Here is a 13,797-nt window from a genome sequence, read left to right as displayed (position 1 = left end):
TCAAGCGCATCGATCGGATCGTCTACAGTCGTTCCTCGTGGACGGTTCTCCGCGGGGTCGGGCGGTTATACGTGGGCGAGCAGGATCGACGGGTTCTCCACGCAGTCGGCCACGAAGCGCAGGAAGCCGCCCGCTGTGCCGCCGTCGCAGACCCGGTGGTCGAAGGTGAAGGAGAGCTGGGTAACCTTGCGGGGCACGACCGCGCCGTCGCTCACCCAGGGGCGGTCGATGATGCGGCCGACGCCGAGGAGCGCGGCCTCCGGGTGGTTGATGATCGGGGTGGATCCGTCCACGCCGAAGACGCCGTAGTTGTTGAGCGTGAACGTGCCGCCGGTCAGTGCGGTGGGGGGCAGCCCCCCTTCGCGGGCGAGGGTGGTGAGGCGGGTCAGCTCGGCGGCGAGTTGTCCGGTCGTCATCAGGTGCGCGTCCCTGACCACCGGGACGACGAGGCCGCGATCGGTCTGGGCGGCGAAGCCCAGGTTGATGTGACCGTGCCGGACGATCTCGGCTCGTTCTGTGTCGACCGAGGAGTTCAGCTCGGGATGGCGGCGCAGGCCGGCCACACAGATGCGGGCCAGGAGTGCGAGCAGGCCGATGCCGAGGTCGGGGCGGGCTCGTCTCAGGGCGTCCTTGACGGCGAGCAGGCCGGTGGCGTCGGCGTCCACCCAGGTGGTGGCGTCGGGGATCTCCCTGCGGCTCCTGCTCATCTTGTCGGCCACCGCCCGTCGCAGGCCGCGCAGGGGGACGCGCTCCGCCGCCGGCACCGTCCCGGTCGTGGGCGGTGTCGTGGGCGATGTCGTGGGCGGTGCCGTGAGCGGTGCCGTGGGGGCTTCGCGCGGCTTGTCGGCGATGGCCTGCTCGACGTCGCGGCGAAGGATCACGTCGTGAGGGCCGGTGGGGGTGATGGTGGCGAGGTCCACCCCGTGCTCGCGAGCGAACCTGCGGACGAGCGGGGAGATCACACGAGGCGCGTACGCCCGTTGCGGCCCGGCCTCGAACCGGGCGGCGGACATCACGGCGACCTGCGGCGCGACCTCCGGATCCCGCGACACGACCGCCGATCCCTGCGACGCGGGTACGGGGATCTGCGGCGCAGGTAGGGCGGCCTGCCGCGCGATTGGGGCGGGCTGCGGCGCGAGTGCCGGGGCTGTGCGGGCGGTGGCGCGGGAGGGGCGGCGACGGGAGCTGCGGGCGCGGCCGGTGCCGTAGCCGATCAGGACGTTCCCAGAGCCCGCCTGTTCCTCCTCGCGGTAGCGGGCCACAGCGGGATCCTCGCCCGCAGGGGGATACGGGTCCGTGGCGGGGTCCTCGCCCACGGCGGAATGCACGTTCGTGGCGGGAGGCGCGAGCGTGGCGGGAGACACGTCCGTGGCTGGAGGTGCATCCGGGACCGGAGTCGCCAGCGTGGCGAGAGGAGCATTCGAGGCGGGAGGCGCGTTCGAGGCGGGAGATGTGTTCGGGACGTGAGGCGCGTTCGAGGCACGAGGCGCGTTCGAGGCACGAGGCGCGTTCGAGGCACGGGACGCGTTCGGGGCGGGAGGCGCATCCGGGACCGGAGTCGCCAGCGTGGCGGGAGGTGCCAGCGTGGCGAGAGGAGCATCCGAGGCGGGAGATGCGTTCGGGACGGGAGATGTGTTCGGGGCGGAATGTGCGTTCGGGGTGGGGGTCCTGGTTGTGGGTGGGCCGACTTCGATGAGGGGGGCGCCTACCGGGAGGACGGTGCCCGGGTCGGCGTGGAGGCGGAGCACCGTACCGGCGTAGGGGATCGGCACTTCTACGGCGGCCTTGGCGGTCTCGACCTCCACCACGATCTGGTCGATCTCGACCGTGTCCCCGACCGCTACCTTCCAGTCCAGGACCTCGGCCTCCGTCAGGCCCTCGCCGAGGTCCGGCAGGCGGAACACCTGGCGTGTGGCGGTCATGACGTCTCCCCGGTCAGGTGCAGGAGATCGGGCTGGTCGTCGAACTGGAGCCGTTCCACTGCGTCGAGGACGCGGTCGGCGTCCGGCAGGTGGGAGTGTTCGAGGATCGGGGGCGGGTAAGGGATGTCGAACCCCGAGACACGCAGCACGGGGGCGGCCAGCGAGTGGAAGCACCGTTCCTGTACGCGGGCCGCGATCTCCGCCCCCACCCCCGCGAACCCCTGAGCCTCCTGGATCACCACGCAACGCCCCGTCTTACGCACCGACGCCATGACGGTCGCGTCGTCGAACGGGACGATCGTGCGCAGGTCCACCACCTCCAGGGAAAGCCCGTCGGCGGCCTCGGCGGCCTGGAGCGCCACCTGGACGCTCGGCCCGTAGGCGATCAGGGTCGCGTCGCGGCCCTCGCGCCGTACCACCGCCTGCCCGAACCCCCCGGCCCGCCGGTCGCCGGGCGTGGTCTCGCCCTTTGTCCAGTAGAGCCGCTTGGGTTCCATGAAGATCACCGGGTCGGGGTCGGCGATGGCGTCGCGGAGCAGCCAGTACGCGTCGTCGGGAGTCGCGGGGGTCACGACCTTCAGCCCGGGGGTGTGCGCGTAGTACGCCTCGCTGGAGTCGCAGTGGTGCTCGACCCCGCCGATGCCCCCCGCGTACGGAATCCTGATCACCATCGGCAGCGCCAGCCGCCCCCGGGTGCGGTTGCGCAGCTTGGCCACGTGCGAGACGATCTGCTCGAAGGCCGGGTACGCGAACGCGTCGAACTGCATCTCGACCACCGGCCGGAACCCGCCCATGGCCTGCCCCACGGCCAGGCCGACGATCCCGGCCTCGGCCAGCGGGGTGTCGAAGCACCGCTCCTCGCCGAACTCCGCCGTCAAGCCGTCGGTGACGCGGAAGACGCCGCCCAGCCTGCCGACGTCCTCACCGAAGACGAGCACGCGTGAATCGTCGCGCAGCGCGTCCCTCAGCGCGGCGTTGAGCGCCTGCGCCATCGTCATCGTCATCGTCATCGCGGTCATCCCTCAGCCCTCCCGAATCCCGGCCGCCGCCCCAGGCACCGGCCCGGACACCGACCCGGCCCCCAGTCCGGACGCCGCCTCGGACCCCAGCTCGGACCCCAGCTCGGACGCCAGCAGCGCCCGCTGCTCGCGCAGTTGGGGCGTGGGCTCGGCGAAGACGTGGTCGAACAGCTCGAACGGGTCCGCCGCGGGGTCGGCGTTCAGTTCGTCGCGCACGCGGGCGGCGAACTCCTCCGCGGCCTTGTGCGCCGAGGCGACCCCCTCGGCATCGAGCAGGCCGCGCCCCCGCAGGTACGCCTCCAGCCGGGCGAGCGGATCGGCCGCCTCCCACCGCGTCACCTCCGACGCCTCCCGGTACCGGGTGGCGTCGTCGGCGTTGGTGTGCGGATCCATCCGGTACGTGTGCGCCTCCACCAGGAACGGTCCATCACCCGCCCGCGCATGCCCGACGGCAGCCGTCAGCACCGACAACACCGCGACGAGGTCGTTGCCGTCCACCTGCTCGGACCGCATGCCGTACCCGATCCCCTTGTACGCCAGCGCCGGAGCCGCACTCTGCCTGGCCAGCGGCACGGAGATCGCGTACCCGTTGTTCTGCACGAAGAACACGACGGGCGCGCGCAGCACGGCGGCGTAGTTGAGCGCCTCGTGGAAGTCGCCCTCGCTGGTGCCGCCGTCGCCGACGAAGGCCATCACGACGCCGTCCTCGCCCTTGCGGCGCAGGGCGTCGGCCATGCCGACCGCGTGGATGGTCTGGGTGGCCAGCGGCGTGCACTGGGGCGCGACGCGGGTGGCGGCGGGGTCGTACCCGCAGTGCCAGGCGCCCCGCAGCAGCGTGAGCACCTCGACGGGGTCGAGGCCGCGCGCGACCAGGGCCATCGAGTCGCGGTAGGTGGGGAACAGCCAGTCGTCCGCGCGCAGCGCGAGCACGCCGCCGATCTGGCAGGCCTCCTGCCCGCGGCTGGAGGGGTAGACGGCGAGCCGGCCCTGCTTGGTCAGCGCGGTCGCCTGCCGGTCGAAGCGGCGGCCCAGCACCATCCTGCGGTAGCCCTCTGCCAGTTGCTCGTCCGCGGGCGGCCGGTAACCGGCGGGCGGGCCGACGGCGGTGCCGTCCTCGGCGACGAAGCGCACCGGCACGGGTGAGGGGAGAAGGTTCGTCCTCACAGACATGACGACCCTCGCTTTCTCTGGACGTTTGACAAGCAAAGCGTCCGCCCGGAGCGCCATTTGTTCAAGACATCAGGCATGATGGGCGACATATGACCTTCAAGCGGGTGCCAGGAGGGCCAAATGTCGACGGAAGAGGACGTTGCGAACGGCTTGGCGGGACGTTCTGCCAGTCAGCTGGACGCGGTGGACCGCGCGATCATCGCGGAGCTGCTGCGTGACGGCCGGATCTCGATGCGGGCCCTGGCCGAGCGCGTGCACATCTCCCGCGCCAACGCCTACGCCCGGCTCACCCGGCTGATGGAGGACGGGGTGATCACGGGCTTCACGGCCGAGCTCGCGCCGCACCGGGCGGGCCTGGGCACCAGCGCGTACGTCTCGGTCACGATCGAGCAGAACTCCTGGCGCACGGTGTCGGCCAGGCTCCGCGACACCCCCTACGTCGAGCACTTCGCCATGGTCGGCGGCGACTACGACCTCCTGGTCCTGGTCAGGACGCCGGACAACGAGGTGCTCAGGCACGTGGTGCTGGAGCTCATCCAGGACATCCCCGGCGTCCGGGCCACGCGCACCTGGCTGGTGTTCGACGAGGCCCGGGGCCGGGGTGTGGAGTGGCGGGCGCGGGAGGGCTGAGCTACCAGGTCTTCGCCACGAGGGTCAGCACGTCGTACGTGGCGACCGGCTTGCCCTCCTGGTTGCTCACCACCGCGTCCCAGCGCACCTCGCCGTAGTCGGCCCCGACGCGCGGGGTGATCTGCTTGACCGTCAGCGTCACGTCGATGGCGTCGCCGGCCTTGACGGGGGTGAGGAAGCGCAGCGCGTCCACGCCGAAGTTCGCCAGGACCGGCCCCGGGTCGGGGTCCACGAAGAGCCCGGCGGCCAGCGAGACGACGAGGTAGCCGTGGGCGACGATGCCGCCGAACAGCGGGTTGCGCGCGGCCGCCTCCTCGTCGGTGTGGGCGTAGAAGGTGTCGCCGGTGAACTCGGAGAAGTGGTCGATGTCGGCTCGCGACACCGTGCGCTTCTCGGAGGCGATCGTGTCGCCGATCCGCAGCTCGGCCAGGGACTTGCGGAAGGGGTGCACGCCGGACTCGGCGCGCGCGGCGCCCGTCGTCCAGCGTCCGGTGATCGCGGTGAGCTGGTCGGGAGAGCCCTGTACGGCCGTGCGCTGCATGTGGTGCATAACCCCGCGGACACCCCCGAGCTCCTCCCCGCCGCCGGCCCGCCCGGGACCGCCGTGCACGAGGACGGGCAGCGGCGAGCCGTGCCCGGTGGACTCCTTGGCGTCGTCCCTGTCCAGGACGAGGACGCGGCCGTGCCACGGCGCCAGCCCGAGCACGATCGACCGCGCGACCCGCGGGTCGTGGGTGGCGACGGAGGCGACGAGGCTGCCCCTGCCCCGGGCGGCCAGGGCGACCGCCTCCTCGACGCCGTCGTAGCCGAGCACGGTGGCCACCGGGCCGAACGGCTCCACCTCGTGCGGCTCGGTGACGCCCGGACGGGCGCGCAGCACGAGCGGGGCCATGAACGCGCCGCGCTCGAACGGGGAGGCCTTCCCCGGGTCGCCGACGACCACCTCGGTGCCCGCCCGCAGCGCCTCGACGGCCTTGCGCACCTCGTCACGCTGGCTCAGGCTGGCCAGCGGCCCCATCCGCACGTCCGGGTCGCGCGGGTCGCCGACGGTCACCTCGGCCAGGCGGGCGGCCAGCGCCTCCACCACCTGACCGGCCGTCGCCGAGGGCACGATCACCCGGCGGATGGCCGTGCACTTCTGCCCGGCCTTGACCGTCATCTCGGTGACGACGCCCTTGACGAACAGGCCGAACTCCGGATCGTCCGGCCGCACGTCGGGGCCGAGGATCGAGCAGTTGAGCGAGTCGGCCTCGACGCCGAGGACGACGCCGCCGTCGAGCACGTTGGGGTGGCGGCGCAGGATGCCCGCGGTGTGCGCGGAGCCGGTGAAGTCGACGGAGTCCTGGACGGTCAGCTCGTCCAGCAGCCCGCCCGCGCTGCCGGCGACGAGCTGGAGCGTGCCTTCGGGGAGGATGCCCGACTCGATGATCCGCCGGACGGCGAGTTCGGTGAGGTAGGCGGTCTGGCTGGCGGGCTTGACGATCGTGGGCAGCCCGGCGAGGAAGGCCGGCGCGAGCTTCTCCAGCATGCCCCAGACGGGGAAGTTGAAGGCGTTGATCTGCACCGCGACGCCCGGCTTGGAGGTGTAGAGGTGCTGGCCGAGGAAGGTGCCGCCCTTGCCCAGGTGCTCCAGGCCGCCGTCCAGGATGACGGTGTCGTTCGGCAGCTCGCGCACGCCCTTGCTCGCGTAGCTGAACAGGGTGCCGATGCCGCCGTCCACGTCGACCCACGTGTCACGGGAGGTGGCGCCGGTGCGTGCGGACAGCGCGTACAGCTCGTCCTTGTGCTCCAGCAGGTGCTTGGCCAGCGTCTTGAGCAGGCCCGCCCGCTCGTGGAAGGTCAGGGACCGCAGCGCGGGCCCGCCGGTGTCCTTGGCGTGCCTGACCATGGCGGCGACGTCCAGCCCCCGGCTGGAGATGCGGGCGACCTCCTCCTCCGTGGCGGCGTCGAGCAAGGGTTCCCCGTCGTCGGCCGCCCTGAACCATCGTCCGGCGGCGTAGCTCTCCAGAAGCGCGCTCACGTCGTCTCCTCTCCGCGGGCACCTCTTGCACAGGAGCCCCGACCCGTGCAACCGTATTACTGACCGAGCGATAAGTAAATAAGAACGCCTGCCGCGGGAGGTAAAGATGACGACTTCGGAAGACCCGGAGCCGCAGGCCGCCTTCGACGCGACCATCGCGCGCCGCGACCGGATCGAGCCCCGGGACTGGATGCCCGACGCCTACAGGAAGACGCTGGTGCGCCAGATCGCCCAGCACGCGCATTCCGAGATCATCGGCATGCAGCCCGAGGGCGCCTGGATCGGCAGCGCGCCGTCCCTGCGCCGCAAGGCGATCCTGCTGGCCAAGGTGCAGGACGAGGCGGGCCACGGACTCTATTTGTACGCGGCGTGCGAGACCCTGGGCGTCTCCCGCGCCGAACTGACCGATCTGCTGCTGGCCGGAAGACAGAAATACTCCTCGATCTTCAACTATCCGACGCCGTCCTACGCCGACGTCGGGACGATCGGCTGGCTCGTGGACGGGGCCGCCATCTGCAACCAGGTGCCGCTCTGCCGCACCTCCTACGGGCCCTACGGGCGGGCCATGATCCGCATCTGCAAGGAGGAGTCCTTCCACCAGCGGCAGGGGTACGAACTGCTGATGACGATGATGCGCGGCACCGAGGCCCAGCGCGCCATGGTGCAGGAGTCGGTGAACCGGTTCTGGTGGCCGGTGCTGATGATGTTCGGCCCGCCGGACGTCCAGTCGCCCAACAGCGCGCGGTCGATGGCGTGGGGCATCAAGCGCAACTCCAACGACGAGCTGCGGCAGAAGTTCGTGGACATGACGGTCCCGCAGGCCGACGCGCTCGGCGTGACGCTGCCCGACCCCGACCTGCGCTGGAACGAGGAACGCGGCCAGCATGACTTCGGCGAGCCGGACTGGGAGGAGTTCGCCGCGGTCGTCCGCGGGGACGGGCCGTGCAACGCCCAGAGGTTGCGTCACCGGCAGGCCGCCCACGACGACGGCGCCTGGGTACGCGAGGCCGCCACCGCCTTCGCCGCCCGGGCCGGTGCCCGATGAGCGCCGACCGGCGGGAATGGCCGCTGTACGAGGTGTTCGTCCGTGGCAAGCGCGGGCTCAACCACGTCCACGTGGGGTCGTTGCACGCCCCGGACGACGCCATGGCGCTGCGGCACGCGCGGGATGTGTACACGCGGCGCAACGAGGGGGTCAGCATCTGGGTGGTGCGGGCCGACGCCATCGCGGCCTCCAGCCCGGACGAGAAGGACCCGCTGTTCGGGCCGAACAACGACAAGGTCTATCGGCACCCGACGTTCTACGAGATCCCCGACGACGTCCCGCACATGTGAGGAGGAGCGACCCATGAGTGACGACCACGGCAACGTCTTCGACGGCCTGCTCGGCGGCGACTCCTCCCAGTGGGCCTTCGGCACCGACTTCGAGGACCCGCTGGCGGGCGTGGACACGACGGTGCCCGACGGGGTGAACCACGCGGAGCTGGCCGCATACTGTCTCATGCTCGGCGACGACGCCCTGATCATGGCGCAGCGCCTGTCGGAGTGGTGCAGCCGCGCGCCGGATCTGGAAGAGGACATCGCGCTGGCGAACATGGCCCTCGACCTGCTCGGACAGGCTCGCCTGCTGCTGGCGCGGGCGGCCGCCGCCGACCCCGGCGTCGTGCCCGTGCTCCCTCCGGGCTCGCCGGTGCCGGCGGAGGACGCGCTGGCGTACTTCCGTGACGCCGGGCAGTTCCGTAACGTCCGGCTCGCCGAGGTGCCGAACGGCGACTTCGCGCATGTGGTGGTCCGGCTGCTGCTGTTCTCCGCGGCCCGGCTGGCGCTGCTCGAAGGGTTGCGGGCCAGCACGGACGCGGTGCTGGCGGCGGTGGCGGCCAAGGGGGTCAAGGAGCTCACCTACCACCGGGACTGGGCGGCGCGCTGGTTCCTCACCCTGGCGCAGGGCACCGAGGAGTCACGCCGCAGGCTGCTCACGGCCCTCGGCGCCCTGTGGCCGTACCAGCCGGAACTGGTCACCGCGCATCCCGTCGAGTCGTCGCTCGCGCGGGCCGGCGTCGGCGTGGACCCGGCCACCACCCGTGGTGAGCTGGACACCGTCCTCGACCAGATGTTCGGCATGAGCGGCGTCCCCCGGCCGGATCGGCCGCCCCTGACCGGCGGTGGCCGGTCTGGCCGGCACACCGAGGCCCTCGTCCCCCTGCTGGCCGAGATGCAGGTGGTCGCGCGCGAGCATCCGGGCGGGCGCTGGTGAGCGGCCGCGAGCGCGCGGCCGAGGCGGCCGGGCAGGTGCGCGATCCCGAGATGCCGATGCTCACCCTCGCCGACCTCGGTGTGCTGCGCGCCGTGGACGTCGAACGGAGGCAGGACGGCGGTGAGATCGTCGTCGCCTCGATCACCCCGACCTACACCGGCTGCCCGGCCATGGCGACCATGCGCGACGACCTCGTCCACCGGCTGAACGACGCCGGCTTCCCCCACGTCGAGGTGCGCGTCGTGCTCGATCCGCCCTGGTCGAGCGACTGGATCTCCGAACGCGGCCATGCGGCTCTGCGCGCGGCCGGGATGTCGCCACCGGGCCCCGCACGGCGTACGGCCGGGCCGGTGGCGCTCACCCTCGGGCCGCCACGGCGAGCCCCGGCCTGTCCCCGGTGCGGTTCGGCGGCCACGCGCCTGGCCTCCGAGTTCGGCGGCACCGCCTGCAAGGCCCTCTACACCTGCACCGACTGCCTTGAGCCGTTCGAGCACGTCAAGGAGATATGAGATGACCACGCTCGCGCCCGGCCCCGCACGGGCCAGGACCGCCGCCGCCTTCCATCCTCTGACCGTGGCGGCGGTGGACCACCTGTGCGAGGACGCCGCCGCGATCACGTTCGCCGTGCCCGACGAGCTGCGCGACGCCTACGCCTTCCGGGCCGGGCAGTCCCTCACCCTCCGCCGCGTCATCGACGGCCAGGACCACCGGCGCTCCTACTCCATCTGCGCGCCCGCCGGCGCCGCCCCCCGCATCGGGGTCCGCGAGATCCCCGGCGGCCTGTTCTCCTCGTGGCTCATCAACGAGGTGCGGCCGGGCACCCGCATCGAGGTGCAGACCCCCACCGGTTCCTGGCAGGCCGACCCGGCGCGCGGCGAGCGCCACCTGTGCGTCGCGGCGGGCTCGGGCATCACCCCGATGTTGTCGGTCGCCTCGACGGTGCTGACCCACCCGGGGGCGCAGGTCTCGCTCCTGTACGGCAACCGCACGAGCCGTACCGTGATGTTCACCGAGGAGCTCGGCGACCTGAAGAACCGCTACGGCGCCCGGGTCCAGATCGTCCACGTGTTGTCACGGGAGCCGCGCGACGTCGAGCTGTTCTCGGGCAGGCTGGACGCCGACCGGCTGCGCCGCCTGCTGACCGACCTGGTGCCGATCGAGGCGTTCGACCACGTCTGGCTGTGCGGGCCCCTGCGGCTGGTCGAGGACGCCCGCGAGGTCCTCACCGGCCTCGGCGTCCCCGCCGGGAACGTCCACGTCGAGCTCTTCTACGTCGATGCTCCCCCGCCTCGGCCGCGGCGGGCCGACGGGGCGCCGACCGGCGCGACGACCGAGCTGACGACGGTGCTCGACGGCCTGCGCACGACCTCTGCCGTCTCCCGGGAGACGACGATCCTGGAAGGCGCCCAGGCGACCCGCTCGGATCTGCCGTTCGCCTGCAAGGGCGGCGTCTGCGGGACGTGCCGCGCCGTCGTCCGCGAGGGCACGGTGGACATGCGCCGCAATTACGCGCTCGAACCGTCAGAGGTGGCCGACGGGTTCGTCCTCACCTGCCAGTCGTTCCCGGTCGGCGAGGAGGTCACCGTCGACTACGACGCCTGACGCGGGGTTCAGGGCCGGTGGCGGGCCAGGCCGTCGAAGGCGATGACGGTGATGACGTCGGCGACCGTCGATCGGTCGTAGACGCCGTCCGGGCGATACCACTCGACCAGCGAGTTCACCATGCCGAACAGCAGCCGGCTCACGAGCGCCGGCGGCACGTCGTCGCGCAGGGCGCCCTCGGCGACGGCGTCGGCGACCAGCGCGGCGAGGCGGTCGTCGAGCCAGCGGCGGCGCTCCAGGGCGGCCAGTTCGACCTCGCTGTTGCCGCGCACCCGCAGGAGGAGCGTGACGGAGGGCTGGTGGGCGACGAGGACCTCGACGCTGCGACGCACGACCTCGCGCAGCCGGTCGTACGCGGTCGTGCCGGCCCGGTCGCGGGAGGCCGCGGTCACGGCGGCGATGAGCTCGCCGAGTGCGTCGTCCAGGGCCTGGCTGAGCAGTTGTTCCTTGCTCGTGATGTGGTGGTAGATGGCCGGCTTGGTCAGCCCGAGCTCCTTGGCCACGTCGCCCATGCTGGTGGCGTCGTAACCCTTGCGGTTGAACAGCTCGACCGCGGCGCGCAGAATCGCGGCCTGATCGTAGCCCGGACGGCCACGACCACGGCGCGGAGTCGGCTCGGCGGGCTCGGTCGTCGTCACGAATGCCAGCATCTCACGGCAGATCAGACGCCCCCGCACAAGCCGGCCCCAGGCCGGGCGTCATGATCCACGACGGGTGGAGGCCGTGGACAGACCGTCGAGGATGACGGTGGCGAGGGGGTCGTCGGCGCGGGCGCCGGGGCGGCAGACCGCCACGTTGATCAGCCCGACGATCTGCCCGGGCGTGAGGTCATCGCGTACGGAGCCCTCGCGCTGGGCCTGCTCGACGATGTCCGCCAGCAGCGCGTCGATCTCGTGCACGAGCCGCGACCTGGTCTCCGACTTGGGCGAGGCGTCGCTGAACCTCGTGATCAGCGCCAGGGGCTGCCCGGCGCAGTAACGCACCACGCCGACCAGCACCTCCCACCGCGACACGGCCTCATCGGCGCCGGCCCTGACGTGGTCGCGCAGGGCCGTCAGCGTGCCGGTCGCGATGTCCTCCACCAGGGCCCGGCGGTCGGGGAAATGGCGGTAGAGCGTGCCCACGCCGAGGCCCGCCTCCTGGGCGATCTCCTCCATCGACACGCCCGCCCCGTGCTCGGCGAACAGGTCGAGCGCCGCCGCGACGATGCGCTCGCGGTTGCGCCGGGCGTCGGCTCGCATCGTGCACCCCCTAACCGGAATCCGGGATTCACGTTACTGTAGCCTGCCTAACCTGAAGCGGAAGGTCCGCTTCACCTTAGGAGGGTCATGAGAGTCGGTCTCTACCTCAACACCATGGGAACGGACGTGGACTCCGTGCTGGCCAGGATGCGCGCCGGCGCCGCCGCCGGATTCAGCAGCGCCTTCCTCACCCAGCTCACCTCGCTGGACGCGATCACCGTGGCGGCGCTCGGCGCCAGGCAAGCCCTCGGCCTCGAGGTCGGCACCGCCGTCGTCCAGACCTACCCGCGGCATCCGCTCGCGCTGGCCGTGCAGGCCAAGACCGCCCAGGCGATCAGCGGCAACAGGTTCACCCTCGGCATCGGGCCCAGCCACCGGCAGATCATCGAGGACTCCTACGGCCTGTCCTACGACCGCCCGGCCCGGCACACCCGCGAATACCTCTCCGCGCTGATGCCGCTGCTGCGCGGGGAGGCGATCGAGTACCGCGGCGAGACGTTGTCGGCCGCCGGCCGGGTCGAGGTGCCGGGCGCCACCCCGCCGCCGGTCCTGCTGTCGGCGCTCGGTCCCGCGATGTTGCGCATCGCGGGCGAGCTGGCCGACGGCACAGTCACCACCTGGACCGGCGCCGCCGCCATCGCCGAGCACATCGCGCCGCGCATCACCGAGGCGGCGCGGGCGGCCGGCCGCCCGGCCCCGCGCGTCGTGGCCTCCGCCCTCGTGGCGGTCACGAACGACCCGGACCGCGTGCGCGGCGAGGTGGCCGAGCGGCTGGGCTTCGCGGCCGGGTTCGCCAGCTACCGCTCGATGCTGGCGCGTCAGGGCATGTCGGGCCTGCATGAGACGGTCATCGCCGGTGACGAGCGGGCGGTGGAGAAGGAGCTGGCCAGGTTCGCGGACGCGGGCACGACGGACTTCCTGCTCAGCCCGGCCAGCGACGAGCAGGACCAGGCCCGCACACTGGACTTCGCGAGCGCCTGGTACGCCGGGCGCCGGCCATAGACAGGCAGGCGAGCAGGGCGAGGGCGGCCAGGGGCGCGAGCGCGGTGACGGCCACGATCACCTTCGGCCGAGCGGATCTCCGGAGGCCGGGCAGGCGGAAGGCCCGCCTGCCCGGAGAAGGCTACTTGTAGGTGATGTCGGAGGAGGAGTAGATGCAGTTCACGCCGTCCGCGCCTTCACCGATCTTGGTGGGCTCGCTGCCCTTGGGCACGCCCTTGTACTTCTCGCAGATGGTGGCGCTGCCGTAGACGTTGATCCGGCGGAAGCGGGCGGTGTCGCCCCAGTTGGTGTTGATGCCGGCCAGCACCTTGGTGGAGCGGACGGTGACGCCGTCCATCACGACGTGACGCTGGTAGGAGGAGGAGCAGTTGCCGCAGGCCCGGTACAGCTTGCCGGAACTGTGCACCTGGAAGTTCCTGATGGTCAGCGTGCCGGCCCCGTTGTGCTGGAAGACCTTGTCGGAGGCGGACTTGGCGCCGCCGCCGTCCACCAGGTACGTGGCCGAGGAGCTGGAGTTGAGGAACGTGGCGGCGTCCTCGCCGACGTCGTTCCACCAGACGTTGCGGATCGTGCAGGAGCCCAGGCAGTGGATGCCGTCGCCGGCCGGGGCGTCGATGACGACGTTCTGGATCGTGCCGCCGTTGGCCACCTCGAACATCGGGTCCTGGCTCTCGCCCTGGCCGCCGTCGCCGATGCCGTAGTAGCGCTTCATGCCGCCGTCGAAGAAGGTGCCGGCGTTGCGCGTCTCGGTGATGTGCACGCTGCCCGTGTCCGACGGCCACGCGCCGCTGCCGTCACCGCCGCCGCTGGTCGGCGTCACGGTGGGGGTGGGAGTGGGGGTGGGGTCGGGCGTGCCGCCGCCGCCCGCCGGGCTCAGCGTCCACTGCTTGGTGGCCACGGAGTCGCAGGAGTTCTGCTGGAGCAGGGCGCCGGAGGA

The 13,797-nt window shown here is 72.1% G+C and carries 14 protein-coding genes; 7 read left to right on the top strand and 7 right to left on the bottom strand.

Annotated elements, in window-relative coordinates:
* Positions 1-65: 65 nt before the first annotated feature.
* The 3 genes from ACFPZ3_RS33835 to pdhA are packed head-to-tail and all read right to left on the bottom strand — an operon-like array spanning position 66 to position 4,111.
* On the bottom strand, positions 66-1,922 hold the full coding sequence (locus tag ACFPZ3_RS33835) for a 2-oxo acid dehydrogenase subunit E2 (protein WP_379518374.1): 1,857 nt from the start codon (positions 1,920-1,922) through the stop codon (positions 66-68).
* Positions 1,919-2,941 carry an alpha-ketoacid dehydrogenase subunit beta gene (locus ACFPZ3_RS33830; RefSeq protein ID WP_379518373.1) on the bottom strand — a complete coding sequence of 341 codons (1,023 nt, stop codon included), beginning with the start codon at positions 2,939-2,941 and terminating at the stop codon, positions 1,919-1,921. The genes ACFPZ3_RS33835 and ACFPZ3_RS33830 overlap by 4 nt, the downstream gene beginning before the upstream one ends.
* A gap of 3 nt (positions 2,942-2,944) precedes the next feature.
* Positions 2,945-4,111, bottom strand: a complete 1,167-nt coding sequence (gene pdhA, locus ACFPZ3_RS33825) for a pyruvate dehydrogenase (acetyl-transferring) E1 component subunit alpha (protein WP_379518372.1) — start codon at positions 4,109-4,111, stop codon at positions 2,945-2,947.
* 120 nt (positions 4,112-4,231) lie between these two features.
* Between pdhA and ACFPZ3_RS33820 the strand changes: the two genes are divergently transcribed.
* Complete coding sequence (locus tag ACFPZ3_RS33820; RefSeq protein ID WP_379518371.1) at positions 4,232-4,741, top strand: Lrp/AsnC family transcriptional regulator; 510 nt, start codon at positions 4,232-4,234, stop codon at positions 4,739-4,741.
* 1 nt (position 4,742) lies between these two features.
* On the opposite strand, the gene paaZ is transcribed toward ACFPZ3_RS33820, so the two are convergent.
* On the bottom strand, positions 4,743-6,761 hold the full coding sequence (gene paaZ, locus ACFPZ3_RS33815) for a phenylacetic acid degradation bifunctional protein PaaZ (RefSeq protein WP_379518370.1): 2,019 nt from the start codon (positions 6,759-6,761) through the stop codon (positions 4,743-4,745).
* A gap of 106 nt (positions 6,762-6,867) precedes the next feature.
* Here paaZ and paaA point away from each other — a divergent pair, with 106 nt between their 5' ends.
* Genes paaA through paaE form a run of 5 tightly spaced genes read left to right on the top strand, consistent with a single transcriptional unit; the run spans position 6,868 to position 10,617 of the window.
* On the top strand, positions 6,868-7,806 hold the full coding sequence (paaA, locus tag ACFPZ3_RS33810; protein WP_379518369.1) for a 1,2-phenylacetyl-CoA epoxidase subunit PaaA: 939 nt from the start codon (positions 6,868-6,870) through the stop codon (positions 7,804-7,806).
* Positions 7,803-8,096: a 1,2-phenylacetyl-CoA epoxidase subunit PaaB gene (paaB, locus tag ACFPZ3_RS33805; protein WP_379518368.1), complete on the top strand. Its 294-nt coding sequence runs from the start codon at positions 7,803-7,805 to the stop codon at positions 8,094-8,096. Before paaA ends, paaB begins: the two co-directional genes overlap by 4 nt.
* 13 nt (positions 8,097-8,109) lie before the next feature.
* Positions 8,110-9,015, top strand: coding sequence for a 1,2-phenylacetyl-CoA epoxidase subunit PaaC (gene paaC / locus ACFPZ3_RS33800; RefSeq protein WP_379518367.1), 906 nt, complete (start codon positions 8,110-8,112; stop codon positions 9,013-9,015).
* Complete coding sequence (gene paaD, locus ACFPZ3_RS33795) at positions 9,012-9,524, top strand: 1,2-phenylacetyl-CoA epoxidase subunit PaaD (RefSeq protein WP_379518366.1); 513 nt, start codon at positions 9,012-9,014, stop codon at positions 9,522-9,524. Before paaC ends, paaD begins: the two co-directional genes overlap by 4 nt.
* A gap of 1 nt (position 9,525) precedes the next feature.
* The gene (paaE, locus tag ACFPZ3_RS33790; protein WP_379518365.1) at positions 9,526-10,617 is read left to right on the top strand and encodes a 1,2-phenylacetyl-CoA epoxidase subunit PaaE; all 1,092 of its coding nucleotides are present in this window, start codon (positions 9,526-9,528) and stop codon (positions 10,615-10,617) included.
* Positions 10,618-10,625: 8 nt separating this feature from the next.
* Here the strand turns inward: paaE and ACFPZ3_RS33785 are convergent, their stop codons facing one another.
* Both ACFPZ3_RS33785 and ACFPZ3_RS33780 read right to left on the bottom strand, forming a co-directional pair.
* Entirely contained in the window at positions 10,626-11,255 is a 630-nt protein-coding gene (locus tag ACFPZ3_RS33785) for a TetR/AcrR family transcriptional regulator (RefSeq protein WP_379518364.1), read from the bottom strand.
* A gap of 60 nt (positions 11,256-11,315) precedes the next feature.
* Positions 11,316-11,858, bottom strand: a complete 543-nt coding sequence (locus ACFPZ3_RS33780; protein WP_379518363.1) for a TetR/AcrR family transcriptional regulator — start codon at positions 11,856-11,858, stop codon at positions 11,316-11,318.
* Between the two features lie 87 nt (positions 11,859-11,945).
* Here ACFPZ3_RS33780 and ACFPZ3_RS33775 point away from each other — a divergent pair, with 87 nt between their 5' ends.
* Positions 11,946-12,860 (top strand): TIGR03564 family F420-dependent LLM class oxidoreductase, encoded by a 915-nt coding sequence (locus tag ACFPZ3_RS33775; RefSeq protein WP_379518362.1) that lies wholly within the window; start codon positions 11,946-11,948, stop codon positions 12,858-12,860.
* A 121-nt stretch (positions 12,861-12,981) separates the two neighbouring features.
* Here the strand turns inward: ACFPZ3_RS33775 and ACFPZ3_RS33770 are convergent.
* Positions 12,982-13,797: pectate lyase (locus ACFPZ3_RS33770; protein WP_379518361.1), on the bottom strand; the 816-nt coding region annotated here is incomplete at its 5' end.

The organism is Nonomuraea insulae (assembly GCF_042656245.1).
Note: the sequence above shows the minus strand (reverse complement) of the source record. Positions and strands in the feature narration are given on the sequence as shown.

Bases quoted from the DNA above. Each gene is read 5' to 3' on its own strand.
- ACFPZ3_RS33835 (WP_379518374.1), bottom strand. From the start codon at position 1,922: ATGACCGCCACACGCCAGGTGTTCCGCCTGCCGGACCTCGGCGAGGGC.
- ACFPZ3_RS33830 (WP_379518373.1), bottom strand. From the start codon at position 2,941: ATGACCGCGATGACGATGACGATGACGATGGCGCAGGCGCTCAACGCC.
- pdhA (WP_379518372.1), bottom strand. From the start codon at position 4,111: ATGTCTGTGAGGACGAACCTTCTCCCCTCACCCGTGCCGGTGCGCTTC.
- ACFPZ3_RS33820 (WP_379518371.1), top strand. From the start codon at position 4,232: ATGTCGACGGAAGAGGACGTTGCGAACGGCTTGGCGGGACGTTCTGCC.
- paaA (WP_379518369.1), top strand. From the start codon at position 6,868: ATGACGACTTCGGAAGACCCGGAGCCGCAGGCCGCCTTCGACGCGACC.
- paaB (WP_379518368.1), top strand. From the start codon at position 7,803: ATGAGCGCCGACCGGCGGGAATGGCCGCTGTACGAGGTGTTCGTCCGT.
- paaC (WP_379518367.1), top strand. From the start codon at position 8,110: ATGAGTGACGACCACGGCAACGTCTTCGACGGCCTGCTCGGCGGCGAC.
- paaE (WP_379518365.1), top strand. From the start codon at position 9,526: ATGACCACGCTCGCGCCCGGCCCCGCACGGGCCAGGACCGCCGCCGCC.
- ACFPZ3_RS33780 (WP_379518363.1), bottom strand. From the start codon at position 11,858: ATGCGAGCCGACGCCCGGCGCAACCGCGAGCGCATCGTCGCGGCGGCG.
- ACFPZ3_RS33775 (WP_379518362.1), top strand. From the start codon at position 11,946: ATGAGAGTCGGTCTCTACCTCAACACCATGGGAACGGACGTGGACTCC.